The organism is Massilia aurea, assembly GCF_014200505.1.
GTDB classification, from domain to species: Bacteria; Pseudomonadota; Gammaproteobacteria; order Burkholderiales; family Burkholderiaceae_D; genus Telluria; species Telluria aurea_B.
The window spans coordinates 46599-71908 of record NZ_JACHBX010000006.1; the positions used below are offsets into that span (position 1 = coordinate 46599).

A 25310-nucleotide genomic window follows, 5' to 3' on the forward strand; every position below is an offset into this window, starting at 1 on the left:
TAGTTGAAGGCCCCAGCATCGCGCAACCGTGCATGACGGCGCCAGCGTGATGGGGCGAACCGGACTTCAGGCGGGGCGAAGCGGATCGAGCAGGGCGGCCCGGTATTGCCGGCTGCACGGAACGACGGCGCCGCTATGCAGCACGAGTGTGCAATCGCCCTTGCTGTGCGGGACGATGCGGTTGACAGCGGTGAGGCGCACCGCCGCGCACCGGTGGCAGCGCACGAACGCGGGGCCGAGTTGCCCGAGCAGCGTCCCAAGGGACTGGCGCAGCAGCGGCGCGCCGTCGCGCGTGTGCAGCGCAACGTAGTTGTCGGCCGTCTCAAGCCATTCGATATCGGCGACCTGCACGATGCGGGTGGCGCCGCGCTCGGTCACCAGCAACTGGCGCGGGGGTGTACAGGTGCTTGCCGGCGCGCGTGCCGCTGCGGTCAGTCGACTCTGCAGCCGATCCAGCGTGCGCCGCAGCCGCGCGCCATCGAACGGCTTGAGCAGATAGTCGACCGCCTCGGCATCGAACGCACGCAGCGCGTAGTCGTCATACGCGGTCACGAACACCACCAGTGGCGCCGGGACCACCAGCGAGGCGGCCACATCGATGCCCGACAGTTCCGGCATCTCGATATCGAGCAGCAGCGCATCGGGCGCGTCGCGCGCGACCAGCGCCAGCGCTTCCACGCCGTCCGCCGCTTCCGTCACCGACGTGACGCCCGGTTCGTGCGCGAGCATGCGGCGCAGGCGCTCGCGCGCCGGCCGTTCGTCGTCGACGATCAGGAGGCGCATGGCACCCTCAGTTCGGCGCGTACGCCGGCCGGTTGCAGGGCGCTGAGCGTCAGGCCTGCGCGATCGCCGTGCAGCGCGGCCAGGCGGGTGCGCAGGTTGATCACCGTGATGCCGGACGTGCCGGGCGTGCATGCTGGCGCCAGCACACCGCCATCGTCCTCGATCGACAAGTGCAGCGCGCCGTCGACGATCCGGGCCTCGACCCGGATCGCTGTCGATGCGCGCCGGTGCGCCACCGTGTGCTTGAACACGTTCTCGAGCAGTGGCTGCAGGCTGATGGCGGGCAGCCGCACTGCGAGAGCCGCCGGCTCGATGGCCCAGGTCAGCGTCACGCGCCCCTCGAAGCGCTCCTGCATCACGGCGGCGTAGCCCTGTGCCAGACGCAACTCGTCATCCAGGCTCGCCTGCGGCTTGTCGCCCAGTGCCAGTGTCGCGCGCAGCACGTCGGCCAGCCGCACGAGGGTCACATCGGCGCGTGCCACATCGGTATGCATCAGCGAGGAAATCGTGTTGAGCGCATTGAACAGGAAGTGCGGCTGCATCTGGCGCGTCAGGCGTTCGAGCTGGGCTTCGCGCAGCAGGGCGCCGGCCTGCTCGGCGCGCACGCGCTCCTTCATCATCTCGCGGTACGACAGCAGGCCGAAGCCGATTGTCGTAAACAGCCCGAAGAATAACGAAATCTTGAGCGCCTCATAGACGAATACCTCGGCCCAGGCCTCGTGCTCGTAGCGAGTGCCGGCCAATGCATAGACGGCGTGGCGCAGTGTGAACACGATCGGCGTGAAGCCGAACCAGTACAGCGGCAGCCAGCGCGCCTGCTGGCCGAACCAGCGCCAGGGCGTGGCAACCAGCACGTCATGCTGCGCGCTGAAGCGGCGCTGGATCACGAACAGACAGGTCGCCACCAGCGCCGACGAGGTTTGCCACAAGACCGGCTGCCACGGCGCGCTGCCCCCGTCGCGCCGGTCGTCTTCGACGGCGACGAGCACCAGCAGCGTCCAGAACAGGAGCCAGGCAATGCTGGCGACGAGCATGGTGCGGCGTGATGGCATGGGGCAGACCGGAAGGGGAACGGCCGATCTTCCAGCATTCGTGACCGCATGTCAAAGCGCCATGCATGCTGCGTACCGCCGCTGCAAAATTGCATCATCAAGAAAGCAATTGCCTACTGTCAATTGGACTTCATGCGACAATCAAGCCATGAGCGATCCGGGCCGACCTTCTTCCATGTCCTCCGACCATCGAGGCATGCGCGCGCTGGTGCGCAACCACGATTGGGCAGCAACCCTACTTGGCGACGCGGCCGACTGGCCGCCCGAACTGCGGGTGGCCGTCGACCTGATGCTCGACGCGCGGCATCCGGCGCTGGTTGGCTGGCGTACCCCTGGGTCGGACGCCATGCCGGTGCTGTTCAACGATGCCTACGCCAGCCTGCTGGGCGAACAACCCGCGCAAGCGCTGGGCCAGCCGTTGGCTGCCATTCTCCCCGCCGCGTGGCCGCACTTCGCGCCACTGGTCGACAGCGTGCTTGCCGGCACGCCGGCGTGGCTGGACGATGTGCTGCTCGGGCCTGGCACGCACCACTTCAACACCGCTTTCTCGCCGCTGCGCGATGCCGCCGGCACGGTGCACGGCTTCTTCCATACCGCACTCGCGAGCGACGCCGGCGAGCACGGGCGCGTCGAGGCAGCGTTGCAACGCCAGGCGCACGAATCGGCCGAGGCCAGCCGCCATCGCAGCGAATTCCTGGCAGTGCTGGCGCACGAACTGCGCAACCCGATGGCCCCGATCCGCACCGGCCTGGAAATCATGCGCCTGCGCGCCGACAGTCCCGAGACGATCGAGCGCGTGCGCGAAATGCTCGAGCGCCAGACGCGCCAGATGACGCACCTGATCGACGACCTGCTCGATGTCGCCCGCGTCACCAGCGGCAAGATCGATATCCGCAAGCAGCTGGTCGACCTCAATCGCGTGGTGGCGAGCGCCGTCGAGACCAGCACGCCGATGATCCAGGGCGCGCGCCATGTGCTCGACGTGGCCATGTGGGGTGAGCCGCTGCTGCTCGATATCGATCCGACCCGCGTCGCGCAGGTGATCAACAATCTGCTGACCAATGCAGCCAAGTACACGCCGCCCGGCGGCAGCATCCGCCTCACGGTGCACAAGGACCGGAGCGATGGCGGACAGGCCGTGGTAGCAGTGACCGACAGCGGCGTGGGCATCCCGCCCGAGCACCACGACACGATCTTCGAGATGTTCAACCAGGTCGGCCGCAATAGGGGCCTGGCGCAGGGCGGGCTGGGTATCGGCCTGTCGCTGGTGCGCCAGCTGGTGGCGCTGCACGGCGGCAGCGTCAGCGCTGAAAGTCCCGGCGCCGGCCTTGGCAGCACGTTCACTGTGCGCCTGCCGCTGGGCGCGCGCATGGCGGTGGCGGGCGATGACACGGCGCGCCAGGACCGCCGCACGGCGCAGCGCCGTACCTATCGCATCCTGGTGGTCGACGACAACACCGACGCCGCCGAAAGCCTGTCGCTGCTGCTGCAACTGAACTCGCACGAGATCCGCACCGCGACTAATGGCCGCGATGCGCTGGTCCTGGCGCGAGAGTTCGTGCCGGACGTCGCATTCCTCGATATCGGCATGCCCGGCATGACGGGCTTCGAGCTGGCCACGCGCCTGCGCGCGATGCCGGCGCTGGCGCGGATGACCATCGTCGCCGTGACCGGTTGGGGTTCGGAAGAAGACCAGGCGCGCTCGCGCGAGGCCGGGTTCGATCAGCACTTCACCAAGCCGATCGCGGCCGAAACGGTGAGCCGCCTGCTGGCGGCGCTGGACTAGGTCTGTAATTTACTGGGCGTCGCCACTGCGCTCGGCGTCGATCTCGCGCTTCATCGCGCCCACGCTGCCCATGTAATCGGCCACCGGCACAGCGGGACTGGCGCGCAGCTCGGGCGGCAGCAGCACCGGCATGTACAGCTCATCGGCAGTGCGGCCATTGCGCTGCATGTTCCCGGCCAGGATCAATAGCGACACCAGCACCGCGATGCCGGCGCAGGACAGGCGCAGGCGGCGCCGGAACTGCGGCGTCACGGTGGCCAGGTGGAAGTAAATCATCATCGACACCGTCACGACGACCGCGTGCGAGCCATAGCCGGTCAGCCATTCGAGCGACCACGCATAGGCCACCACGCTGGCCAGCAGGCGCACGCCGACTAGCGCGGCCAGGCCAAAGCCGACAATGAACAGATGCCGCCCGAGGCGCGCGCGGCGCCCGAACAGGCGGTTGGAAAACGCCCACATGCCGCTCCAGGCCAGGCCGGCGCCCACGGCCACCGCCGGGTACACCCCGTAGCGTTCAGGGTCGGCGCCGGCGTCGAGCAGCCACGCGACGAGCAGCGCGGTCAGCACGCACAGAACGATGCCGGCGCCGCCCGGCAGCATGCCTTCCCAGCCGTGCATCGTGCGGTCGACCAGTTCGGGCGGCACAGGGTGCGCGGCCGGGCGGATGCGCAGCGACGTGTGCCCCATGCGCACGACGGTGTCGCCGCCCAGCGTCAGTTCCTTGACGCGCCGGCCCTTGTGGTTGATGCCGTTCCGCGTGTCGAGGTCGCGCAGCAGCAGGGCGCCATCGGCGCCAAGCTCGACCAGCGCATGGTGCGCGGCGGCGTATTCATCATCGACGATGAAGTCGTTGTCGTAGGCGCGGCCAAGGCGGATCGGCAGCGTGGTCACGCGATGCCGGTGCAGCACCTCGCCATTGCGCGCCAGCGTTTCGATGGTCCAGGGGCCGCTCATTTGCGCACCGGGCGCCCGAAGGCGCCAAGATAGGCGCGCGTGACGCGCATGCCGTTTTCGTACGACACGCCCGAGACATCGAGCCGGCTTTGCAGGCTGGCCTGCGAGGCGTCGGTGCTGGCCGTGAGCAGCGTGAAGTTGTACAGCCCTTCGAACTTGCGGTAAGCGCGCACGCAGGTCACGGCGCGCAGTGGCAGCGTGCGCGTGTGCACGAAGCGCTCGGTGCAGAACGGCTTGGTCAGGCGCGGATCGCCCGTGCTGCCCAGGTTATCGACCTGGAAGATGTCGGTGGCCAGCGCGGCAAAGCGCATCGGGTCCATCGTCCCCGAGCGGATGTAGCGGTGTGTCATCGAGACATTACCCGTCTGCTGGACGTCCGAGACGAACACCGCCGACTGCATCACGCAACTCATGGCGTCGACCGCGTACGCGGCGCCGCGCGAATTGGAGCGCCCCCAGCAGCGCACCTGGCCCGACTCGCGCACCGGCACCAGGTACGGCCCCATGCCCTTGAGCGTCAGCGGTTCTTCGAGCAGCCGGTCGACCATGCCGGCCTGATGCGCCAGCAGCTGCTTGCCGATCAGCGGATTGAAGTCAAGCGGCGGCGCGGCTTGCTCGGCCACCTTGCGCAGCAGCTCCTGCGCATACATTACAGGCACCAGAAAGCTGACCGATTCGCCGTCGCGCCGGCGCGAGACGTTGATGCCGGCCACAGTGCCGCTGGCGGTCACGCTCGGGCCGCCGCTCATGCCCGAGTTGATCGGACCGCTGAAGATCAGCCGGTCGTAGAAGCTGCGCGTGAGTACGCCGTTGTAGGCGCCCTCCGAAATCGCAAAGCCCAGGTCGAGCGGATTGCCCAGCGAGTACAGGGGCTGGCCCTGGCGCAGTTTCACTTTCTGCTCGGGCACCTTGAAAAAGCCGCTGCCATTGCGGTTGATCCGCACCACGGCCAGATCGTGCAGCACGTCGACTGCCAGCAGTTCGACCGGGCCGGTATTGCCGTCGGTGTCGATGTATTCGGCTGTGTAGATGGCCGGGTCGAGCGCCATTTGCGAGACCACGTGATAATTGGTCAGCGCGAGATTGCTGGTGCCGACCAAAAAGCCCGAGCCCACCGTGGATTGCGTGCGGCCGTTCTTGAGCAGCATGCGGATTTGCAGCAGGTCGCTGCGCGCCGATTCGTACAGATCCTGCGCGGCTGATGAGGGTTGGGGCAGGGCGTCCTGCGTGTCGGCCTCGCCCGCGATCAGCTCGGTCGGCGTGGCGGCCGGCGGCGTGTCGACGGCGATCTGCGGCACGGGCGTGGCGACCGGGGCGCCCGCCGGTGGCGCCAGCCCGGCGCGCGCGACGGCGCCCGCGCCCGTCTGCGCGCTCGCTGGCCGCGTGACGAGATCGAGCCCCGCGCCAAGCGCCAGGGAGGTGATCAGGAGTGCGGCCAGGCGTGCCACGACGGTCCGGTTCATGCGGTTACCAGGAAGCAGGGGGAAAGCGCTATCTTGCCATCGGGGCGGCCAGCGCTGCGCGCGTTAGCGCGCCCACGCTCAAGCAACCGACGCAGGCGTGGCCGGGGCGACCGGCTCGCCCTGCTCGAGCGACGTCAGAGGCGCCATCATGTGGCCCAGCTTGGCCTGCTTGGTATTGAGGTAGCTGTTGTTGTGGGCGTTGCGGTTCACCAGCAGCGGCACACGTTCTGTGACCGTGATCCCCAGGCGGGTGAGGGCGTCGATCTTGCGCGGGTTGTTGGTCATCAGGCGCACCGCCGTGATGCCGAACTGGTCCAGCATCGGCCGGCACAGTTCATAGTTGCGGGCATCGGCGTGAAAACCCAGTTGCAGATTGGCTTCCACCGTGTCGGCGCCGGCTTCCTGCAGGCGGTAGGCGCGGATCTTGTTGAGCAGCCCAATGCCGCGGCCTTCCTGGCGCAGGTAGAGCACGATGCCGCGGCCTTCTTCGGCGATGCGGCGCAGCGCGCCTTCCAGTTGTGCGCCGCAATCGCAGCGCTGTGAGAACATCACGTCGCCGGTGAGGCATTCGGAATGCACGCGCGCCAGCACCGGCTCCCCATTGCCCAGGTCGCCCAGCGCCATCGCCAGGTGTTCCTTGCCGGTTGAAGCCTCGACCCAGGCGTGCAGCGTGAACTCGGCCCACGGCGTCGGCAGCGCGCACGAAGTGGCGTAGTCGAGCAGGGCGGGCGGGACGTTGGCGGGAATGGCGGCGGCTTGCATGACGGTGTTTCCAATCGATGACGATAGACTTGTAAGGCGCAAGTTTATCGGAAATCGGGCGTGGCCGTGCGGAATCACCCCGGCCACCGCCGCACCACCGCGGCCCGTGGGTACAGACTGACAAGGCGGCCTCGCAACACATTTAGGCAGAATGGGTAATTACACGGGATTTTCCTGTAACTATCGGTCGATAACCAAGTGTAGTATTGCCCTAGGCCATCATCTGCATGCTACGCTTGAAGAATCGACACACTCATGTCTTCCATGCAGAATTCCGAATCCTTCTGGCATCGCCTGACCCCGCGCGGCCTGGGCGCACGGCTTGCTCTCGCGTTTACGCTGATGAGCGGCATTCTCACGCTGCTGCTGGTCGAAGTGGTCGAACGCTCCGCGACGGCGCAGGTCAAGACCAGTATCGGCGGGGGCCTGGGCGAGATGGCAATGCAGACCGCCGACAAGCTCGATCGCGGCATGTATGAACGGTTCCGCGAAGTGCGCCTGATGGCGCGCCGCAACGACCTGATTTCCCCCGCGACGAGCCAGGCCGAACGGCGCCGCATCCTGGCCGACATGCAATCTACCTACGGTTATTACGAATGGATCGGCTTGGCCGCCCTGGACGGCACGGTGCTCGTCGAGGCGCGCGGGCTGCTCGAAGGGAAGAACGTCGCCAAACGGCCCTGGTTCAGCAACGCCCTGGCGGGTACGTATGTGGGCGACGTCCACGAAGCGGTGCTGCTGGCCAAGCTGTTGCCGGTCCAGCAGGGCGAGCCGCGCCGGTTTGTCGACGTGGCTTTTCCCTATATGGATGCCAACGGGCAGCCGGCCGGCGTGATGGGCACGCACCTGTCGTGGGAATGGGCGCGCGAGGTCGAGCGCTCGATCATTGCGCCGGTCCAGACCCGCAACAAGGTGCAGGCGCTGATCGTCAGCGCCGAAGGTGTGGTGCTGCTCGGGCCGCAAGACCTGCTCGACACGACCATCAAACTGGGCAGCTTGAGCTCGGCGCGCGAAGGGCGCACCGGGTATGCAGTCGAGCGCTGGCCGGATGGGCATGACTATCTGGTCGGCTACGCGTCGACCAAGGCCGTGGGCGACTATCCTGGCCTGGGCTGGCACGTGCTGGTGCGCCAGGATCTCCAGGATGCCTACGCGCCGGTACGACAATTACGCTCGCGCGCCCTGTGGAGCGGCGGCGCGCTGGCGCTGCTGTTCTCTCTGGGCGGCTGGCTGCTGGCGCGCCGCATCACGCGCCCGCTCGCGGCGCTGGCCCATTCGGCCGATGGCCTGCGCCGCGGCGACACGCATGAACTGGTGCCGGCCGGGAGCAGCTATACCGAAGTCCATCAGCTGTCGGGTGCGCTCAATGCGCTGGTGACGGCGCTGGTGCAGCGCCGCGCCGATCTGCAGACCCTGAACGATACGCTGGAACAGCGGGTCGACCGCCGCACCCGCGAACTGGAACGTGCACTGGTCGCAGTGCGCGCCAGTGAGGGCCGCATCATCGCCATCGTCGAGGCGGCGCAGGATGCTTTCATTGCGGTCGACTTGCGCGGCATGATCGTGGACTGGAACCCGGCCGCCGAGCGCATGTTCGGCTGGACCCGGCACGAAGCCGTGGGCTGGCCGCTGGCAGAAATGATCCTGCCCGAGCGCTACCGCGACAGCATCGGCAAGGCCTTGCAGTCGTTCCGCCACAACGGCCAGTTCATGCTCGCGCGCCGCATGGAGCGCACCGTGATCAACCGCCAGGGCTTCGAGTTCACGGTCGAGAGCACGGTAACGCTGGCCGGCGGGGGCGAGGACGCGTTCTTCTCGATCTTCCTGCACGATATTTCCGAGCGCAAGAAGGTCGAGCGCATGAAGAACGAATTTGTCTCGACCGTCTCGCACGAGCTGCGCACGCCGCTGACGTCGATCCATGCATCGTTGTCGATGCTCGACGGCGGGATGGCCGGCAACCTGCCACCCGATGCGGCGCGGCTGATTGCGATTGCCAGCCAGAGCTGCGATCGCCTGATGCGGATGGTGAGCGACCTGCTCGACATCCAGAAGATCGAAGCGGGCCATATGGAATACCAGCGTACCGCTCAGTTACTGGTGCCGCTGATGCATCATGTGGCCGATGCGATGGAAGGTCAGGCGCGCCAGGCAGGCGTCACGCTGCGCCTCGACATGCCGCCGGGCGCCGAATGGGTCCAGGCCGAGATCGACCACGACCGCATGGTGCAGGTGCTGACCAACCTGGTCTCGAACGCGATCAAGTTTACACCGGGCGGCAAGGACGTCATTCTGGGCCTGGCGCAGCGGCCGGGCTGGGCGCGCCTGAGCGTGACCGACGAAGGGCCGGGCATTCCGCCGGCCTTCCAGAGCCGCGTGTTCGAACGCTTCGCGCAAGCCGACGCCGCCGACTCGCGCCAGCGCAGCGGCTCGGGCCTGGGCCTCTCCATCAGCAAGGCGATCGTCGAAGAGCATGGCGGGTCGATCGGGTTCGAAACCCGCGCCGGCGCAGGGACGCGGTTTACGGTGGAGCTGCCACTGGCATAACGGTGGCCTAGCGCAGGTCGTGCAAGGCCATGCCGCCGAAGCTTTCCCACGCCCCGAACGTGCGTTCGAGCTGCGGCAACAGCCGCATCAGCGCGCCCTTGTCCGAATGGAAGCTGGCGTCGGCCGCGTCGATCTCCTGGCTTGCGGCCAGCGCGTAGGCCTGCGCCTTGTCGTGCGCCGCCGGCACCTGCTGCAGCAGCAGGATTTTCTGGCCACCCAATGTGAACACGAGCAGGTCGCCGCGCGCGCCGGGTGGACGACGTTCATAACGGCGCTGGACACCGGCGCCGATCGGCCCTGCATCGAGCGCCACGCGCACGGTCTTGCCATGCTCGACGCCCCAGTCGAGGAACGGCACGGCCAGGCGATAGATCTGCGCCGGATCGGTGCGAGGGCTCTTGACCGTCAGGATGTCGGCGTGCTTTGCCAGCCCGGCCAGCAGCGCGCCCTTGTCGGCCCACCAGTGTGGCACCACGAAGTCCAGCGTCAGCGGGCCGGCCGCCTGGCGCAGCTTTGCCGCCAGTTCAAGATAACGCCGGTCGCGCTGCGACTGCGGCAGCACGTGGGCCGGGACCAGATACGGTTCGATGTGGTACTGGACACCTTTCAGGCGCGCGCCCTCGGCAGCAGACGCGTTGTAGGCGGCGTAGGCGCGCATGCGGGCGACGGCCGCATCCTGGGACGCAGGCAGCACCATCTCGGGCGCGCCTTCCATCGCACTGACGGCGATGCCGCGGCTGCCGGCCTGACGCACGAAGGCGCCCAGCTGGGCTGCGTCGTCGACACTGCCGTCCCGCAGCGGGACCGTGATGAAGACCGCGCCCATCTTTTGCTCGGCGGCCCAGTCCAGCAGCGCTGCGCCGCGTTCGCGCCATTCGTTCGGGCTCCAGGTCCAGGTCGCACGTGATGCCGCAGCCGCATCGGCGTCACCGGCAGGCTGGAGCGTCAGCGCGGCGAGCGTGAGTTTGGCGGCGCCTTGCGGACAGGCCAGCGACAGCGCGCGCCAATTGGCACGGTCCAGTTTTTCGGGCAGGTCGAAGCGCGCTGTCTGCACCGGTTGGCCGGCGTCCAGGCTGCCCAGGCTGAATGCCTGGTCCGGCTTGCCCGGCGCGCCGCTGGCGAGCTGCAGCGCAAAGCGGCCTTCGCCGGAAAACGCGGCCTGCATGACGGCGCGTGCGCGGGGCATGAACCACGGGCCAAGCAGCGTGACGCTGGCGGGCTTGGCGCCGGCGCGGCACGTCAGGTACAGCCGGCCGTCCTTGACGTCGGCGCCCATGCGCGCCGTATCGCCATGGGTGCGGGTCTGCATCGCGCCCAGCAGACTGGCGCCGAACGGCATCGGGGTCTGGGGGCGTGGGGCGGGCTGGTCGCTCACCAGCGTGTGTTCGCTGACGCTGAACGACTTGCCCTTGTCGGCCTCGATCCCGCGCAGCAGGATGGTCTTGCCGGGGCTGGCGTCTGGCGGCAGGAAGTGCAGCCCCTGCACACCCATGACGGCCGTGGGCAGTGACAGCACGCGGCAGTTCGCCTGCTGCTTGCCGGGTTCTTCGGTGACGATGGCATGCAGGATGGTGCCGTCGGGCGCGGTGGTCTGCGCGGTGATGGCACCAGGGGAGACGACCAACGGACCCGGGCACAGCTGCAGGCTGGCAGCAAACGCGGGTGTGATCGACAGCGAGACAACAAACAGGAGTGGGAGCGAACGGGACATGACTTGATTTTAAGTCAAGAGCCCGAATCGGCGCGTACGGTTCGGTCCTGTCAGGCGGCCTGGACCTGGATCAGGCGCCGCACGCGCGCGAGCAGCGCATTGGGCTCGAACGGCTTGCTGACGAAATCGTTGGCGCCGGCGTCGAGCGCGCGCACCGTATCGCGTTCAGTGTTTTTTGCCGTGAGCATCAGGATCGGCACCGCGTTCCAGTCGGGCCGTGCACGCACCAGCGCAACCAGCTCGAAGCCGTCCAGGTAGGGCAGCATCACATCCATCAGGATCAGGGCCGGCGCCTCGGCGGCGGCGATGTGCGCGCTCGCGGCGCGGCCGTCGGCCAGGTGCGTGACACGGTAGCCCTGGCGCTCGAGCATGAAGCGCAGTACCTGTGCGATGTGGTCATCGTCTTCGACGACCAAAACCAGTGGCGATGATGCTTGTTCGTTCGGCATGATGAACTCGTCAGTGAATGTACGATTATACCGATCCGCATCGGCGGTATGTCACATTAATTGCCAGAAAGTATCAATTATCCGCGCCGGTTCGACGGGCCGCGCAGCGGATCGAGCAGGCCGCGCAAATCGTTGTGATCGAGTTCGTACATCAGGGCCAGCAACTGTCCCAGTTCGCCGCGCGGAAAACCCTCGCGCGCGAGCCAGCCGAGATAATGGCTGGGCATATCGGCAATCTTGCGGCCTTTGTATTTACCGTAGGGCATTTCCCGAACCAACAGGAGGGCTAAATGGTCAGCATTCATTGTGCGGCACTTTAGCAAACAACGGCGACGTTGTAGCATTTCGATGACAAGGGAGACCACCATGAACAATCAATTTGATCTCGACCGTTTTGTGCAGGCGCAGGATCCGGTATATGCCGCGGTGTTGACGGAGCTGCGCGCCGGCCACAAGCGCACGCACTGGATGTGGTTCGTGTTTCCGCAGATCGCCGGCCTGGGCACGAGCGCGATGGCGCAGCGCTATGCGATTGCGTCCGCCGACGAAGCGGCCGCCTATCTCGCGCATCCAGTGCTGGGAAAGCGCCTGCGCGAGTGCGCCGGCATCGTCGCCGTGCTCGACGGCGAATCGGCCGGCGCCATCTTCAGCCATCCGGACGAGCTGAAATTTCACTCGTCGATGACGCTGTTCGCCGACGTGGCGCCAGATGAAGCCGTGTTCCAGGCCTGCATCGACAAATACTTCGATGGCCAGGCCGACCCGGCCACGCTGGCCCGGCTGTAAAGGGGCAGCTGCCGGGGCGCTCAGGCCTCGGCCAGTTGCGCCAGCAGTTCGTCCGGGCGCCCGCGCATGGCCACGTGCAGGATGACGGCCGTGTTCAGGCGCAGCGCCGGGTGGCTGGCGCGGTGGCGCGCAAACCAGAACACCTCGTCGAGGTCTTCGTCAGCGTGCTGCGACACCGTCACGATCTGCTCGGGCGGGATGTCGTCGTAGTCGAAGGCTTCAAGCGCGGCGTCCTCGACGGCGTCGTGCCAGCTCTCGCATTCCTTGCCCCAGGCCAGCATGCTGCGGCAGCCCGATGCGACGAGCCAGCGCGCCACGTCCCAGCGCCACATTTCGTCGCTGTCATCGTCGATGACGACGATTGCCATGAACGGCGCCAGATGGGTCAGGTCGGGCAGGGCGTCGTGGGGCCGTAGTTGCAGGTAATGGGCTTTGGCTTGCATGGTGTCGGTGCCGGGTCGTGGTGTAAAGGCGTCATTATCGCAGGCTCCAGGTCGCAACATGCGGCGGCCTGCAACTGATGCGGACGAACAATAAAGTGGACAGAAAATAATAAAGTTCGACACTAAATGAAAATGTTTGACACAAGAGGCCGAGACGGACATGCTCCCGTGAACTTGTGCTTTTCAAAGATTGTATTTTGTGCAGAAGCGCTATTTCACCAAGAACAATGCAATGTTCCTGATATGGACGGTGACCGCGATGGCTTTCCGTGCGAGCAGCAATGGTGCAATGGCCTCAGGATTGGTGACTCTTTCTAATTGATGATCTGCTAACTTAATGCATTATCCCATATCAACAGATTAGCTATGCCAAACCGAATTTTAGCTGCACTATTTCTTTGTGTCCTCAATTCCTTTTGTGGTGTCGTCAACGCGGAAGAAATTTCATCAGATAAATGTCGATTTGACCGTGCTCGTCTACTTGCCTTGGACGAAAACGAATTTGATCAGGATATTTCGGGAGGATGGCGAGCACTGGCATCGACACCTGGATGCCTCTTGATTGCAGCCGACCTGCTTCGCGATTACCGGAACACTCATGATAAAGAATCTGGCCTGTTGTTCTGGCATGAGGCGCAGGTGAGGGCTGATGCTGGGCAGTATCCCGAGGCGATCGCTTTGATGGAACATGCTTACAAGCCCACTAAAGACGATAAGGCTGGTTGGAATCCGTATGTCGATGCAACAATTGCCTTCCTCCGCAGAGACAGGCCTGCACTAAAGCGGGCACGGGAAAGGCTCACTGCAGTCCCACCGCCAGCAGGAGTGGGCGTGCCGCCTGTCATCGACGGCTACATGGAGGCAGACTTTGACGATGGTTCAAAAAAGAGAATTCGTTGGCCGATAAATATCGACGTCGTCGAAGGACTCGAGAATTGCTTCGACAAGACCTATGCAGAAGCATACAAGGAAGTCTGTCGCCCGAAAAAGCAATGACGTCATGCGGGCGTTGTTCGGCTGGATCAGGTCGGCAGCTGCCTGTCGATGCAGTCGGCGACTTTTCCAGTCCAGCAACCTGCTAAGCTGACGCGAATGGCGGGGTCCGGCCAAAAGCGGACTTGTTGATCCACTAAGATTTTTTGCCTTTCGCGCCGTCTTTAAGGAAAATATGCTCCTAGATTTATTTGTTAATATCGTTGGTCCCATTGCAGAAAAACGCTATCCAGCAGTTCGCAAAGCGGTCAGATGGTCCAGTGCGGTCTTTCTGGGTGCATTCGCTCTCTACGTCGCATATTCGTTCTTCGCGTCCTAAGTAATGGCGGCTTTGGGAAGTATGTCGCAGCTATTTCGATATTCCTACAGGTCAGTCGAAGCTACTCAGCGAAAATTCGTCGCAGCTATTGGCAAAATCTGTTGGACGCAGCCCTGTGCCGCAGTACCTTTCGTCGCATCTATTCCAGAAAGTCGCACAACGCGCTGAAAAACCACAACGTACAGATCGAACGGGTTTATTACTTGTAGTTATGATCGCCTCCTCCGTATAATTTTCTTTTTAACAACGGTGGGGCATGGGATGAAGACGAACAATTTGGCGGGCCTGCTGCTCGTTGCCATGGCAATGGCTGGATGCGGGGGTGGCGGCAGTGATGGCGGTGGCGTCAGTACGACGCAGCCGGCGCCTGTCGCTGTGCCGTCTCCGGTTCCGACGCCCGTGCCGACGCCTGTGCCAGAACCGATTCCTGTCGCCACAATGACCGTGCAGTCAGGCGCCATCGCCCGGGTAATTGCCAAGGACACCGGCATTCAGATCGACGTGACGGCGCAAGCTGCGAACTTTACGCCAGCCGGCACGCTGTTTGCGAGCGCCAGCGACAGCGCCGGCCTGGTGCAGCCGGCCGTCACGGTGACAGCCAACGGCGCCGGCAGCTACACCTTTACGCTTGCGACCCTCGCATCCCAACCGGCCAGCCGTTACACCGGCAATGTGACCATCAAACTGTGCAGCGACGCGCCTTGTACCGTCGCGCAGGCTGTCCCATCGATCACCGTCCCTTACGATGTGACCGTGCAGTCGAACCTCAGCGCCTGGCCTGGCGACAAGCTCACGGCCTTGTCCGCATTGAGCGGCGTGGCCGACTGGGCGACGTTTCAGGGGAACAATGCCCACACTGGCTATGTGCCAATCGACATCAACGCCGACAAGATGGTGCTGCGCTGGAAGCGCGGCGCAGTCAATAACAACGGAAGCAACTACGGCGCCATCTCCCCACTGGTGACGTCAAATGGACGCTTCTTTGCCAGCGGCGATAAAAAACTCACGGCCTACCAGGAAAGCGATGGCGCGCCGCTCTGGAGTTACGATACCACCGGCTTGACGTACGCCTCGGTCAATCCGCCAGCTGTCGATGGTGGCGTGGTCTACATGGCAGCCGGCCAGCAACAATCGACCTACATGATGGCGTTCGATGCCGCCGACGGCAGCTTGCGCATGAAGTCGACGATGACCTCGCAGTGGGAGAACTACCTGTCGCCAATCGTGCAGAATGGCGCGGTTTACACCAACGGCGGGTCGTATGGCGGCATCTACGGTTTCGCCACGACTGGCGAGCAATTGTTCTTTAGCAGCTTGTCCCAAACTTCGGGCTGGTCGCCAGCAGGGGATGCACGCGCCATTTATGCCTATACCGGCGATGCACTGACATTGTTCGAACCGAAAACGGGCACTGTGCTGTCCTCGATCAAGGACACCGGTTTTACCAACTACGTCTATCAGGTCGGCGGTTCCGCCGTCATCGGCGCCAATGGCGGCGTGTATGCGGCTGCCTATGCCAACGGCTACCTCAACGGCGGCAACATCGGCAATGCACTGACCCGCTTCGATACGCTCAAGGGTTTCGTGGACTGGCGCGTGCCTGGCGTGTACCGGGTCACGCCGGCGTACGCTGACGGCGTGCTGTATGCGCCCAACGCCAATCCGTACCGCATCGAAGCGCGCGCCGAGGCCACTGGTGCGCTGCTGTGGTCGTGGATTCCACCGCTGAGCGGCGAGACATCGTTTTTCGCGTCGCCTGTCGTGACAAAAAACCTGCTGATCACCAGTACCAACCTGAACACCTATGCGATTGACCTGAAAAGCCATAAAGTCGTCTGGAGCTACCCGGCGCCCGGCTACCTGGCTATCAGCCAGAACGGCATCCTGTACATTCAAAATACCGATGGGCTGGTCGCGGTCAACCTGAAATAACCAGCGGCACGCAGACAAAAAAAACCCCGCAGCATTGACGCGCTATGGGGTTTTTTTTATTGATGCAAATTCTAAATATGACCGGCTTACCTTTGCTGAGCTTAGCTTTGGGGGGCTTTCCGAAATAGATGCGACGTTTTTTTTTGGAAATTACTGCGGCGGCAGGGCGTGAAGTAGCGAAGTCCACCGCTTCTTGCTCAGTTACACTGGCAACCACGAACTTCCGCTCTCGGCCAAGAGCGGACGGTCACGATAGACACCTCAACAATCAACTGGGAAGTCAGTATGTCCTTATGCGATGCACTCGTGCGTGACCTTTCAGCATTGATTGGGGAAGAATGTTGGGGTGTCGTTTGCGGTGAAGGCTCAGGGTCTGTCCTCGGGCTGCACATGGGCCTCCGAACACTCGCACGTAAGCCCGTTAACAATCCTCATTTGAGTGAGCTAGTTCGGCTATATGACGGTGCCTATTCGTTGTTGGTCTGGTGCCCTTGGCGGATCGATTCAGACTCGAAAGTCGTTGCTGGAAGCTATATGTCGAACGCCAACGATGGTCCAATGGTCAACGGCAGCCAATCTATTTGTGGACAACGAATCATGGCTGTGACTTGTTCCACTCCGGCTTTTGACCTGCGTCTCGACTTTGAAAACAGGCACTCGCTCGTCGTTCATTGTGGCGCCATCGGAAGGGATTACGAAGATTGCTATACGTTTGGAACACCGCTCGGTCACTATGTCATTGATCTGGAAGGAGAACTTAGCTTCGAAGCCTGAAAGTGACCGTCTGATTCGGGTCGAAAACGGTCTTCATGACAGTCAGAGGTTTCAAGCCTTGGCGGCCTGCTATGCTGAGCCCACCGCCTAGGTTAGGCCATGAGTGGACGCGACAAGGTATACGAGCGACCTGAGAGAATTCCCGTTCACAGTTACCGAGGGTGCGGCTAACCGCCGCAGAGATTACCGATGTATCCGCTGACACGACTCATACCTTGGTTATTGGTCATTGCCAGGGCACTACTCGCTCCGGTCGCAATATGGATCGCAGTTGCAGGACTACCTGCAGCGCTGTGGATGGGGCAGTTCGTCGTGGCTGCGATGTCTGATTGGTTTGACGGGAAGCTGGCCCGCCGCTGGGGAACTGCAACACCAGGTTTGCGCCAGCTGACAGCATAGCGGACACGATCTACGCTTTTGGGATCGCGATCAGTCTCTGGGTGAGTCATCCTGAAATTATCTATGCGCATCGCTGGGGTATCGGCATCGTGATCACATTGGAGCTACTTCGTTATCCATTGGATTGGTGGCGATTTGGGCGCGGCGCGAGCTACCATGCGTTGAGCGCAAAGCTTTTTGAAGGTTCACTGCTGGTCGCAGTCAGTATGATTGTGATGTTCGATTATGCGGGACCCTTGCTCTGGATCTCCTTGTTCGTAGGCCTTCTGTCGGAACTGGAAGGTATTTTGATTTCACTAGTCCTTCCGAAATGGACCCATGACGTCAGGAGCCTAAAAAGTGCGATTGACATCCGTGCCGGCAAAGCGCAGTAACAGGCCACGATGCTTGATCCTATGTCTGCATCGGGTCGCATCCGGCCAGTTTCGACAGGCAGGAATCGGCCAAAAGCAGACCTTGGACGCAAGCTGCAATTGCGTCGCTTCAGCTAATGCGTAAAGATAGATTGGAAACAGTAGGCGCAGTTCGCGTGCGCAAGAAGTGGGGCATTTGCTATGGGTAGAGGTGGATTGGACGAGTACGAAGCATGGCTGGGTACACTCGATGCCAAGTTTCGTATAGTGAATGGAGGAATTCGTTCTGATTTTGATGTACCTTTCTCCATATCTCTTCTTGACTGCAACGACGTTGACGGGATTGTGAAGTGCGCGACAAAACTAAGGACTGTTTTTTTGTCGAACTCATCACATCTTCCCGTTGAGTATCTTCTCAAGCGATTCATACGGCTTGCCATCGACGCAAATCGCCTTCCGATCCCGAAAGCAGAGATCCTAAGCCGACTTCCAAAAGAGTGGGATTTCAGCAATTGGATTTGATGATGTCCGGTTAACTCGTCACCGCTTAGGCAACGGCTGCTTCAGGGCGGTACCGGCCTGTCGTGACAGGCGGTGCTTTTTCAAGCGAAGCAACCTGCTAAGCTGACACAAACGGCCTGGTTCGGCCAAAAGCGGTTAGTCGATATGAATACGGATGACCTATTTAATCGAAATTCTATGAAAAAAGAGGTGTTTTTTTTTGGCATCAGCGTCATATGGACTGCGGCTGCTGGTGCGATCCAGCCAGCAGAAACAAGTGATGAAGATTGGGCCTCAGCTGCGCGTATTTCACTGGTTTCAGCTCATCGGTTCCTGCCTGTCGCAGCCACCGCCGGATTTTCGACTTGGCAACCTGCTATGCTGGCCTCAATGGCCGAGTTCGGCCAAAACCAGGCAGCTAGTGTCCTTGGTGAACAGTTGCACCGCGACCATTCCTATGCAGAAGAAGATCCTCATTGACCTGGCACTGATGCTGGCCGGCTGTTTTGTCGTGCGCCTGGGCGGCTATTGGCTGGACATCGGTATCGGTCTGTTTTTGCTGGGCTGCGTAATGGCGTTATTCCGCGTACGTGACATCATCCATCGCACTTTGCAACGACGTGGCTTGGACGTCAGCCGCGACCGGGTGCTAGTCCATCTGTGCGCGGTGGTGATGGCCGCGTTTGGTGCGGCCATGACGCTTGACGATACTGATCCTCGTATGGCTGGCATCCGCTGGCCATTAATCATTGGACTTGCGCTCAGCGTCTACGCGTTCGATGCCTTGTGGCGGCTACTGTTCGGGCGCCGCTGATCGCTTCGCGTCCCTGGAGCGCCGCCCCCAAGCCGCTAGCCCGGCTGGGTTATCGTTTCAGCGATGAAGATGGGCCTGAGGACAGTTGGTTTGATTCAACCTTCTTGAGCGAGAGTGACTGTCCGGATTGGGTCGGATGCGGCCTGTCGCACCGGCCCCTACTTTTCGTTTGGCAACCTGATAAGCTTCACCCTACGATCGGGTTCGGCCACAAGCCGCCAGTGCACCTGTGCAGGGAATACAATGGTCCGGCGAGGCGATTCGCCTGACGCCGACATCATTAATCAAGCCGCGAGCCGGACCTATCCATGTACCTGATCAACTCGAAGACCGGAAAACCTGTAGAGGTCACCGATGACGACCTTAAAGGGTATGGGCGTGGCGAAAAGCCGAAGCGATCAAGCTTCGGAGCGAGACCGAAGAGCAAGGATGACCAGACCGACCGGCCCAGCAAGCTTCCGCAACATACTTTTGAGACGGAGGAGGCGCCGGCGCAGGATGGTGTGCCCAAAATCACACGCAGCTCTGACTACAAGAAGAAGGTTGCCAAGACCAGTTTCGGGACGAAAAAGCCTGTTCCTGGAGAATATGCAAGGACATCCGACAAAAAGCCAAAGTACAAGGCGCGCGACCCGGCTCAACCACAGCAAAAACCGAAGCAACCGGCGCACCAGTATGCCGGATGGCTCCTATCCAAACGGGAGTATTCGGCAGACGTACTGCGGCGCAAGCTAGTCCTGCGAGGCTACAGCGAACAGGAGGCAGATGACGCACTGATCCTCCTGCAGGGGTTGAATTACCAGTCAGATGAACGGTATGCGGAGATGAAAACCCGGCAGATCGAACCACGGGTCGGCGACGCGCGAGTCGCCCTGACTCTCCGACAGAAGGGTATCGATGAGCAACTTACGAAGGCAACCATCGAGCAAATGGAGCCGGAAGATGAGCGCGTTGTCGTTGTGGTCGAGAAGTTTCGCAAGGACATTGCACAGACGGGGATGACACAAGAACTGCGGCAGAAGGTTTATCGCTTCCTGGCTTATCGGGGCTTCAGCGGCCATTCGATCAATATCGCCATGGAGCATCTGAAATCGGGTCCTGAAGATGACTAGACATTGCACTAGTGATGCGATGTGAAGCGATCAAGGCTCAGAAATTATTCAAGATTTCCCTGCGCGATTGCGAGTGACACGGCGTTAGAATCCCGAGGCGGTTTTTCTTGAGCCAATAATTTCCCGCTTGATAGGCTGCCTCGGGGCGACGGGAGCTAACGGGTGGCTGGGAAATGATGTGCTTGGACCGGTTGGCGGCTACAAGCCAGAACCAGGACAGTCAGCCACCTAGGCCGTACCCAAATTTTTCAAATGAGCAATTCTGTCCGGTCGACTGCGGATGATGGAACTTCCGCTATCGGCCAAGAGCAGCCGATCAGTGTGTGACAAAGCGTGCATTTTCGGGTACGGCCATCTGGTAGTGTAAGCGGCTGATTACACAATAAAGCTCATAACGAACTCAGGCGTGTCTATCATCCCCGTTGCGGTCGAACACGCAATTGCCCTCGCGTCATTGGTCGAGAAAAATATCGAACACCTAGCGTCCTTTTTTCCTGCTGTCTCAAATCTATCCTCAGTCGAGGCCGCAAATGATCATCTTTGCTCTGCCTTGGAACGAGCCTCAAAAAGGTGATATTTTTGAGTGGCACCTTTTTGTTGAACGGGCATTATGCGGATCGATCAATGTCTTCTCGACGTCTGGTTTCGGGCAGGGAGAAGTCAAGAGTTCCAGCAGCTATGTCGCTGCCAAGTATGCAGTGCCGCTGAACGAGCGCCTTTCGGCCTATGGCAAGCTGGGCGTGGCCCGTAACGAGCGCAAGGTCAATCTGGCGTCCAACGGCGTCGGCTATTCGGACAACGACAATGGCGTGTACGGCGCAGTCGGCCTGCAGTATGCGCTGGGCCAGAACCTGTCGCTGGTCGGCGAATATGAACGCTATGGCAAGCAGCCAGAAATCGGCGCCAAGGCCGACGTGGTGTCAGTGGGCCTGAAGGTCGGCTTCTAACAGGCCGAGCCCCGCGCGAGACACCGCTCGCTCAAGCGCGCGGCGTCTCGCGTCCGCCCATCACGGTCGACGGTTCTGTCGCGTTGTTAATCAAACGACAGAATTTTCCTAGAACGACACTGCACCGCTCAAACTGGACGGACTATTCCTGCCAGCGCAAAAAATTGGTCGGCGAACGACATGGCCTCAACGCCGTCGATCGCGAACTGGCCCTTGCGGATCATGTGCATCAATTCGATGCCGACAACTCAGTGCGTCGTTTTCATCGTCACAAGTCCGTAAAGCGAGGAAGCAGGTCTTGATCGACCATTCGAATCTCGATGGCATTGGCGATCTTGACGTGCTCGGGGTTCTTATCTAAAAACGGCTCATCTGTGACGCTGACGACAATGGTTCCAACTTGCCTGTTGTTGCCCTTCGCGTCCTTGCCCATGACGGGCACAAACGAGCGAGCCTCGGGGATTTGCTGGACGGTCAACACTCGAGGCAGGTAGAGCATCCAACCGACGCCGGGGCGATCCTTAAACACCTTGATATCCGAGTACCCGTTACTTTCCACTGCCCCGTAAAGTGGCGACCAGATTTTCGCACCAGTAGCGATGACATTAGCAACCTTCTGCCAGTCATCCGAGAATGATTCCGGCCGACCGACGAAATTAACGATACTTAAGTGGGGGGCAGGTCGCGCCATAACGCGAAGGGACGCGCCTGCATGTCCTTCATGCCCATTCCAAATGGCAACAATCCGTGGGTCAATCTGATTTTTGAGGCGTACGTCAAGAACTGCCAGTGCAGCTGTAGTTACTTTGTCTTCTTTGAAAGCTTCATACAGCAGGGCCGCTTCCTTCGTCTCGCCAACCAGTAGCCACTCATTGAGCGTGGGGGACAATGTACCAAGATCGACGGTTAGTCTGCGTAGCTCTTCGACCAGCACGCTCACGGACAAATCTTCCACGTGGCGCAAAGACATCGATATTTCGTAGGCATGTTTCATAGTTGAAAGACCGTTTTCATTGGGAATTTTGCAGTTGCAAATATCTTGGAGAAATACCGATAACTGCTCGGCTCCATAAAGTACCAACGCAGCTGGACGGGAGGCTGCGGTAAGGCAACGCCAGATTGACTTGAGGCTTGTTTGAGGAGGGCCTCTTCTCCCTAAGTGCTGATTGCCGACCGCGGTGCATTTTTCGGCGCCATTCACGATTAGAGCTGGCAGAAACTTTCCCCTCGGGTCGAAACCGAACGCCCGTAGGGACAGATCGTGGATATTGCGTCTCACTTCATTGCTGCAAGCTACGAACCTTGAAGCTCCGGTATGCGATCGCAGCTAACTTTATTGTTACTGGACAGCCGATCGCGGCAGTGCGCTAGCCGACGCCATCCAGCAGCGTGTACAGCTGCGCGATATCGATCGGTTTGACCAGGTGATGGTCGAACCCGGCCTGCAGGATCTGCTGGCGGTCGCTGTCCTGGCCGTAACCGGTGACGGCGATCAGCAGCGCGTGGGCGGTGCCGGGGCGGGCGCGCAGGCGGCGCGCCAGTTCGAGGCCGTCGATGCCGGGCAGGCCGATATCGAGCAGGCATACCTGTGGCGGGTTGGCCAGCGTGGCGGCCAGCGCCTCCAGAGGATCGTGCTCAACCTGCACCTGATGGCCGCTCGCTTCCAGCAGCATCGCCAGCATGACGGCCGCGTCGACATTGTCATCGACGACCAGCACGCGCAGCAGCGCCGTTTCCGCGCCCGGCTGCATATCGGGCACTGGCGCAGCCGCCTCGGGTGCATGCAGCAGTGGCAGGCACACCGAGAACCGGCTGCCCTGGCCCGCGCCCGCGCTCTCGCAGGCGACCTCGCCGCCATGCAGCTCGATCAGGCTTTTCACGAGCGCCAGGCCCAGTCCCAGCCCGCCCGATGAGCGGTCCGAACTGCGCTCGGCCTGCGTGAACAGATCGAACGCGCGCGCCGCCAGCTCGGGCGCCATGCCGATCCCGTTGTCGAGGACATCGATGTGCAGCCGATCGCCGTGCGCGAAGGCAGTCACGGCCAGGCGGCCGCCCTCGGGCGTGTACTTGGCGGCGTTGCCCAGCAGGTTGGCCACCACCTGCACCAGGCGCTTGCGGTCGCCCAGCACCTGCGTGCCGGGCGGGGGCAGGTTCAGCGCCAGCGCGTGGCCACGTGAATCGATCAGCGGCGTGACCTGTTCGACCGCTTCGTGCAGCACGGCGCTCACGTCCAGCACGGTCTGATCGAGTTCCACCAGCCCGCGCGTGACGCGCGAGACGTCGAGCAGGTCGTCGATCAGCGCCGTCATGTGTTTCACCTGGCGCCCGATGATCTGGCTGGTGCGCTTGAGCATGCCTTCGTCGAGCTTCGTGCGCTGGAGCAGTTCTGCCGCCGCGCCGATCGGCGCCAGCGGGTTGCGCAGCTCGTGCGACAGCATCGCGAGAAATTCGTCCTTGCGGCGGTCGGCTTCGCGCAGCTTGTCTTCCCAGGCCTTGCGCTCACTGATGTCGCTGGCCGCGCCGATCCATTCATAGAGTTCGCCGGCCGCGTCGAACATCGGCACGGCGCGCGACAACGTCCAGCCGCAACTGCCATCGCTGCGCCACACACGGTGCTGCAGTTCGAGGACGGCACTGTCCTGCATGGCACGCGCGATCCCGGCCCGGACCAGGGCATGGTCGCCAGGCGGAATGTAGTCGTCGAGCCAGTTGCCCGTGGGGGAATCCGTGTCCTTCATGAAGCCGCGTCCTTCGAGGCGGCGCATTTCGGACCAGTCGGCGCTCATGCGGTAGATGACGTCGGCCGTCGCATTGGTCAGCGCGCGGAAGCGTTTCTCGCTTTCGCGCACGGCCGCTTCGGAATTGACCTGGTCGGTGACGTCGATATTGCTGTGTGAAATGCAGACCAGTTCACCATCGGCGCCGAAGATCGGCGTGCTGGTGGCGGTCCAGAAGCGTTCTTCGAACCCCGTTTCGCCATTGGGCAGCACGACCGGAATCGGATAGCGCAGGGCGGGAAGGGTGTCAGGATGCCTGCTGGCGCGCACGCGCGCCAGCGAGTCGCGCAGCAGCGCCTCGCCGAAGTCGGCCGGGTCGGCCGGATTGTTGGGGAATGCCGTGAACAGGCTGAGGCCCACGAGTTCGGTGCGCGTGCGCGCCGAGGCCTTCAGGAACGCGTCGTTCACGGCCAGGATCGTCGCTTCGGGCGTAGGAGACAGCAGGTAATGCCCGAAGGGCGATCGGTTGAACACCGACTCGAACAGGTTGGTGGGCAGCATCGATGTTCGACAAATGGTTGCAAAAGGTTAAATAATTATAGGCCACATTTGACGGATGCTGCACCAATTCCAAATGTCAATTGTGGCCGTTGATCATTCGGCGACGCGTACCACCAGCTTGCCGAAATTCTTGCCGTCCAACAGGCCAATGAATGCCTCGGGCGCCTTGTCCAGCCCCTCGACGATGTCTTCGCGGTAGCGCAGCGATCCATCCTTGATCCAGCCTGCGGCTTCTTTCAGGAAGGTCGGCTCGAGCCGCTCGACAAATTCGTTCTGCAGGAAGCCGCGCACGGTCAGGCTCTTGAACAGCGTGAGGCTCAGGTCGATCGACGCGCCCGCGCCCGCATCGTTGTAATGCGACATCAGGCCGCACACGGGAATGCGCGCGAAGTTGTTCAGCAGTGGCTTGACGGCTTCGAGCACCTGGCCGCCGACGTTCTCGAAATACACGTCGATGCCGTCCGGGCAGGCCTTGGCCAGCTGCTCGGCGAAGTCCGGTGCGCGGTGGTCGACGACGGCGTCGAATTTCAGCTCGTCTTTGACGAACGCACACTTCTCGGGCCCGCCGGCGATGCCGACGGCGCGCGCGCCCTTGATGCGGGCGATCTGGCCGACGACCGAGCCGACGGCGCCGCTGGCGGCGGCCACGACGACGGTTTCACCTGCTTTCGGCTGACCGATTTCGAGCAGGCCGGCATACGCCGTGAAGCCCGGCATGCCGAGCACGCCAACGGCGGTGGAGACAGGCGCGCTGTCCGGATCGACGCGGCGCAGGTTGCTGCCATCCGAGATGGCGAACGACTGCCAGCCGGAGTAGGCCACGACGACGTCGCCTTCTTTCCAGTCCGGATGGTTTGACTGCTCGACGCGGGCGACGGTGCCGCCGACCATCACGTCACCCAGCTCCAGTGCGGCGGCGTAGGTGGCGGTGCCGTTCATGCGCGTGCGCATATACGGATCGAGCGACAAAAACAGCGTTTCAAGCAGCAGTTCGCCGTCGCCCGGCGTCGGGATCGGTGCATCCTCGATGCGGAAGTTCTCTGCGGTTGGCTTGCCCTTCGGGTGCGAGACGAGGACGACGCGGCGGTTGGTTGTTGCGGTCATGTGTTGAGCTCCTTCGAGTGGATCGGATGGCGTAGCATAAAGAAC

The 25310-nt window shown here is 62.3% G+C and carries 24 protein-coding genes and 1 pseudogene; 12 read left to right on the plus strand and 13 right to left on the minus strand.

Annotated features, from left to right (window positions below; genetic code table 11):
* Window positions 1–66: 66 nt before the first annotated feature.
* Window positions 67–783, minus strand: coding sequence for a LytR/AlgR family response regulator transcription factor (locus tag HD842_RS22255; RefSeq protein WP_183557737.1), 717 nt, complete (start codon window positions 781–783; stop codon window positions 67–69).
* Window positions 771–1835: a sensor histidine kinase gene (locus tag HD842_RS22260; RefSeq protein ID WP_183557740.1), complete on the minus strand. Its 1065-nt coding sequence runs from the start codon at window positions 1833–1835 to the stop codon at window positions 771–773. The genes HD842_RS22255 and HD842_RS22260 overlap by 13 nt, the downstream gene beginning before the upstream one ends.
* 175 nt (window positions 1836–2010) lie before the next feature.
* Between HD842_RS22260 and HD842_RS22265 the strand changes: the two genes are divergently transcribed.
* Window positions 2011–3621, plus strand: coding sequence for a hybrid sensor histidine kinase/response regulator (locus tag HD842_RS22265; protein ID WP_183557743.1), 1611 nt, complete (start codon window positions 2011–2013; stop codon window positions 3619–3621).
* Window positions 3622–3630: 9 nt separating this feature from the next.
* Here HD842_RS22265 and HD842_RS22270 read toward each other — a convergent pair whose 3' ends face one another.
* The 3 genes from HD842_RS22270 to ribA form a co-directional block, all read right to left on the minus strand.
* Window positions 3631–4578: an FHA domain-containing protein gene (locus HD842_RS22270; RefSeq protein WP_183557746.1), complete on the minus strand. Its 948-nt coding sequence runs from the start codon at window positions 4576–4578 to the stop codon at window positions 3631–3633.
* Window positions 4575–6041, minus strand: a complete 1467-nt coding sequence (locus tag HD842_RS22275; protein WP_183557750.1) for a S1 family peptidase — start codon at window positions 6039–6041, stop codon at window positions 4575–4577. The genes HD842_RS22270 and HD842_RS22275 overlap by 4 nt, the downstream gene beginning before the upstream one ends.
* Before the next feature lie 78 nt (window positions 6042–6119).
* Window positions 6120–6803, minus strand: coding sequence for a GTP cyclohydrolase II (gene ribA, locus HD842_RS22280; RefSeq protein WP_183557753.1), 684 nt, complete (start codon window positions 6801–6803; stop codon window positions 6120–6122).
* A gap of 255 nt (window positions 6804–7058) precedes the next feature.
* Between ribA and HD842_RS22285 the strand changes: the two genes are divergently transcribed.
* Window positions 7059–9350, plus strand: a complete 2292-nt coding sequence (locus tag HD842_RS22285) for an ATP-binding protein (protein WP_229424891.1) — start codon at window positions 7059–7061, stop codon at window positions 9348–9350.
* Between the two features lie 7 nt (window positions 9351–9357).
* Here HD842_RS22285 and HD842_RS22290 read toward each other — a convergent pair whose 3' ends face one another.
* From HD842_RS22290 to HD842_RS22300, 3 genes are all read right to left on the minus strand, one after another.
* On the minus strand, window positions 9358–11061 hold the full coding sequence (locus tag HD842_RS22290; RefSeq protein ID WP_183557756.1) for a hypothetical protein: 1704 nt from the start codon (window positions 11059–11061) through the stop codon (window positions 9358–9360).
* Between the two features lie 50 nt (window positions 11062–11111).
* Complete coding sequence (locus HD842_RS22295) at window positions 11112–11510, minus strand: response regulator transcription factor (protein WP_183557759.1); 399 nt, start codon at window positions 11508–11510, stop codon at window positions 11112–11114.
* A gap of 77 nt (window positions 11511–11587) precedes the next feature.
* Complete coding sequence (locus HD842_RS22300) at window positions 11588–11815, minus strand: DUF3820 family protein (RefSeq protein WP_183557762.1); 228 nt, start codon at window positions 11813–11815, stop codon at window positions 11588–11590.
* Window positions 11816–11876: 61 nt separating this feature from the next.
* Between HD842_RS22300 and HD842_RS22305 the strand changes: the two genes are divergently transcribed.
* Window positions 11877–12296, plus strand: coding sequence for a DUF1810 domain-containing protein (locus HD842_RS22305; protein ID WP_183557764.1), 420 nt, complete (start codon window positions 11877–11879; stop codon window positions 12294–12296).
* Window positions 12297–12316: 20 nt separating this feature from the next.
* Here the strand turns inward: HD842_RS22305 and HD842_RS22310 are convergent, their stop codons facing one another.
* Window positions 12317–12739, minus strand: a complete 423-nt coding sequence (locus HD842_RS22310) for a DUF7684 family protein (protein WP_183557767.1) — start codon at window positions 12737–12739, stop codon at window positions 12317–12319.
* 366 nt (window positions 12740–13105) lie between these two features.
* On the opposite strand from HD842_RS22310, the gene HD842_RS22320 reads away from it, so the two are divergent.
* The 9 genes from HD842_RS22320 (at window position 13106) to HD842_RS24320 (ending at window position 20883) form a co-directional block, all read left to right on the plus strand.
* Complete coding sequence (locus HD842_RS22320) at window positions 13106–13735, plus strand: hypothetical protein (RefSeq protein WP_221290809.1); 630 nt, start codon at window positions 13106–13108, stop codon at window positions 13733–13735.
* Between the two features lie 754 nt (window positions 13736–14489).
* Complete coding sequence (locus tag HD842_RS22325) at window positions 14490–15983, plus strand: outer membrane protein assembly factor BamB family protein (RefSeq protein ID WP_183557772.1); 1494 nt, start codon at window positions 14490–14492, stop codon at window positions 15981–15983.
* A gap of 534 nt (window positions 15984–16517) precedes the next feature.
* The gene (locus HD842_RS22330) at window positions 16518–16757 is read left to right on the plus strand and encodes a hypothetical protein (RefSeq protein WP_183557775.1); all 240 of its coding nucleotides are present in this window, start codon (window positions 16518–16520) and stop codon (window positions 16755–16757) included.
* 189 nt (window positions 16758–16946) lie between these two features.
* The gene (locus HD842_RS24495) at window positions 16947–17156 is read left to right on the plus strand and encodes a CDP-alcohol phosphatidyltransferase family protein (RefSeq protein ID WP_183557778.1); all 210 of its coding nucleotides are present in this window, start codon (window positions 16947–16949) and stop codon (window positions 17154–17156) included.
* Window positions 17157–17197: 41 nt separating this feature from the next.
* Window positions 17198–17530 (plus strand): hypothetical protein, encoded by a 333-nt coding sequence (locus HD842_RS22340; protein WP_183557781.1) that lies wholly within the window; start codon window positions 17198–17200, stop codon window positions 17528–17530.
* A 573-nt stretch (window positions 17531–18103) separates the two neighbouring features.
* Complete coding sequence (locus HD842_RS22345) at window positions 18104–18490, plus strand: hypothetical protein (RefSeq protein ID WP_183557784.1); 387 nt, start codon at window positions 18104–18106, stop codon at window positions 18488–18490.
* Complete coding sequence (locus HD842_RS22350; protein WP_183557787.1) at window positions 18468–18824, plus strand: hypothetical protein; 357 nt, start codon at window positions 18468–18470, stop codon at window positions 18822–18824. Before HD842_RS22345 ends, HD842_RS22350 begins: the two co-directional genes overlap by 23 nt.
* 308 nt (window positions 18825–19132) lie before the next feature.
* Entirely contained in the window at window positions 19133–19936 is an 804-nt protein-coding gene (locus HD842_RS22355; protein ID WP_183557790.1) for a regulatory protein RecX, read from the plus strand.
* A 530-nt stretch (window positions 19937–20466) separates the two neighbouring features.
* Window positions 20467–20883: an outer membrane beta-barrel protein gene (locus tag HD842_RS24320; protein ID WP_267875195.1), complete on the plus strand. Its 417-nt coding sequence runs from the start codon at window positions 20467–20469 to the stop codon at window positions 20881–20883.
* A gap of 128 nt (window positions 20884–21011) precedes the next feature.
* Here the strand turns inward: HD842_RS24320 and HD842_RS24205 are convergent.
* The 4 genes and pseudogenes from HD842_RS24205 to HD842_RS22375 all read right to left on the minus strand — a co-directional run.
* A pseudogene (locus HD842_RS24205) lies at window positions 21012–21131 on the minus strand (IS6 family transposase); the annotation flags it as partial.
* Between the two features lie 20 nt (window positions 21132–21151).
* Window positions 21152–22162: an immunity 52 family protein gene (locus HD842_RS24405; protein ID WP_370660876.1), complete on the minus strand. Its 1011-nt coding sequence runs from the start codon at window positions 22160–22162 to the stop codon at window positions 21152–21154.
* A gap of 88 nt (window positions 22163–22250) precedes the next feature.
* The gene (locus HD842_RS22370; protein WP_183557796.1) at window positions 22251–24161 is read right to left on the minus strand and encodes a PAS domain-containing hybrid sensor histidine kinase/response regulator; all 1911 of its coding nucleotides are present in this window, start codon (window positions 24159–24161) and stop codon (window positions 22251–22253) included.
* A gap of 93 nt (window positions 24162–24254) precedes the next feature.
* Window positions 24255–25265 carry an NADP-dependent oxidoreductase gene (locus tag HD842_RS22375; protein WP_183557799.1) on the minus strand — a complete coding sequence of 337 codons (1011 nt, stop codon included), beginning with the start codon at window positions 25263–25265 and terminating at the stop codon, window positions 24255–24257.
* Window positions 25266–25310 lie beyond the last annotated feature (45 nt).

What these genes read in the sequence shown, in the direction of transcription:
- HD842_RS22255 (WP_183557737.1), bottom strand. Translation starts at nt 783, where the DNA reads ATGCGCCTCCTGATCGTCGACGACGAACGGCCGGCGCGCGAGCGCCTG.
- HD842_RS22260 (WP_183557740.1), bottom strand. Translation starts at nt 1,835, where the DNA reads ATGCCATCACGCCGCACCATGCTCGTCGCCAGCATTGCCTGGCTCCTG.
- HD842_RS22265 (WP_183557743.1), top strand. Translation starts at nt 2,011, where the DNA reads ATGTCCTCCGACCATCGAGGCATGCGCGCGCTGGTGCGCAACCACGAT.
- HD842_RS22270 (WP_183557746.1), bottom strand. Translation starts at nt 4,578, where the DNA reads ATGAGCGGCCCCTGGACCATCGAAACGCTGGCGCGCAATGGCGAGGTG.
- HD842_RS22275 (WP_183557750.1), bottom strand. Translation starts at nt 6,041, where the DNA reads ATGAACCGGACCGTCGTGGCACGCCTGGCCGCACTCCTGATCACCTCC.
- ribA (WP_183557753.1), bottom strand. Translation starts at nt 6,803, where the DNA reads ATGCAAGCCGCCGCCATTCCCGCCAACGTCCCGCCCGCCCTGCTCGAC.
- HD842_RS22285 (WP_229424891.1), top strand. Translation starts at nt 7,059, where the DNA reads ATGTCTTCCATGCAGAATTCCGAATCCTTCTGGCATCGCCTGACCCCG.
- HD842_RS22290 (WP_183557756.1), bottom strand. Translation starts at nt 11,061, where the DNA reads ATGTCCCGTTCGCTCCCACTCCTGTTTGTTGTCTCGCTGTCGATCACA.
- HD842_RS22295 (WP_183557759.1), bottom strand. Translation starts at nt 11,510, where the DNA reads ATGCCGAACGAACAAGCATCATCGCCACTGGTTTTGGTCGTCGAAGAC.
- HD842_RS22300 (WP_183557762.1), bottom strand. Translation starts at nt 11,815, where the DNA reads ATGAATGCTGACCATTTAGCCCTCCTGTTGGTTCGGGAAATGCCCTAC.
- HD842_RS22305 (WP_183557764.1), top strand. Translation starts at nt 11,877, where the DNA reads ATGAACAATCAATTTGATCTCGACCGTTTTGTGCAGGCGCAGGATCCG.
- HD842_RS22310 (WP_183557767.1), bottom strand. Translation starts at nt 12,739, where the DNA reads ATGCAAGCCAAAGCCCATTACCTGCAACTACGGCCCCACGACGCCCTG.
- HD842_RS22320 (WP_221290809.1), top strand. Translation starts at nt 13,106, where the DNA reads ATGCCAAACCGAATTTTAGCTGCACTATTTCTTTGTGTCCTCAATTCC.
- HD842_RS22325 (WP_183557772.1), top strand. Translation starts at nt 14,490, where the DNA reads ATGACCGTGCAGTCAGGCGCCATCGCCCGGGTAATTGCCAAGGACACC.
- HD842_RS22330 (WP_183557775.1), top strand. Translation starts at nt 16,518, where the DNA reads ATGTCGAACGCCAACGATGGTCCAATGGTCAACGGCAGCCAATCTATT.
- HD842_RS24495 (WP_183557778.1), top strand. Translation starts at nt 16,947, where the DNA reads ATGTATCCGCTGACACGACTCATACCTTGGTTATTGGTCATTGCCAGG.
- HD842_RS22350 (WP_183557787.1), top strand. Translation starts at nt 18,468, where the DNA reads ATGCAGAAGAAGATCCTCATTGACCTGGCACTGATGCTGGCCGGCTGT.
- HD842_RS22355 (WP_183557790.1), top strand. Translation starts at nt 19,133, where the DNA reads ATGTACCTGATCAACTCGAAGACCGGAAAACCTGTAGAGGTCACCGAT.
- HD842_RS24320 (WP_267875195.1), top strand. Translation starts at nt 20,467, where the DNA reads ATGATCATCTTTGCTCTGCCTTGGAACGAGCCTCAAAAAGGTGATATT.
- HD842_RS22370 (WP_183557796.1), bottom strand. Translation starts at nt 24,161, where the DNA reads ATGCTGCCCACCAACCTGTTCGAGTCGGTGTTCAACCGATCGCCCTTC.
- HD842_RS22375 (WP_183557799.1), bottom strand. Translation starts at nt 25,265, where the DNA reads ATGACCGCAACAACCAACCGCCGCGTCGTCCTCGTCTCGCACCCGAAG.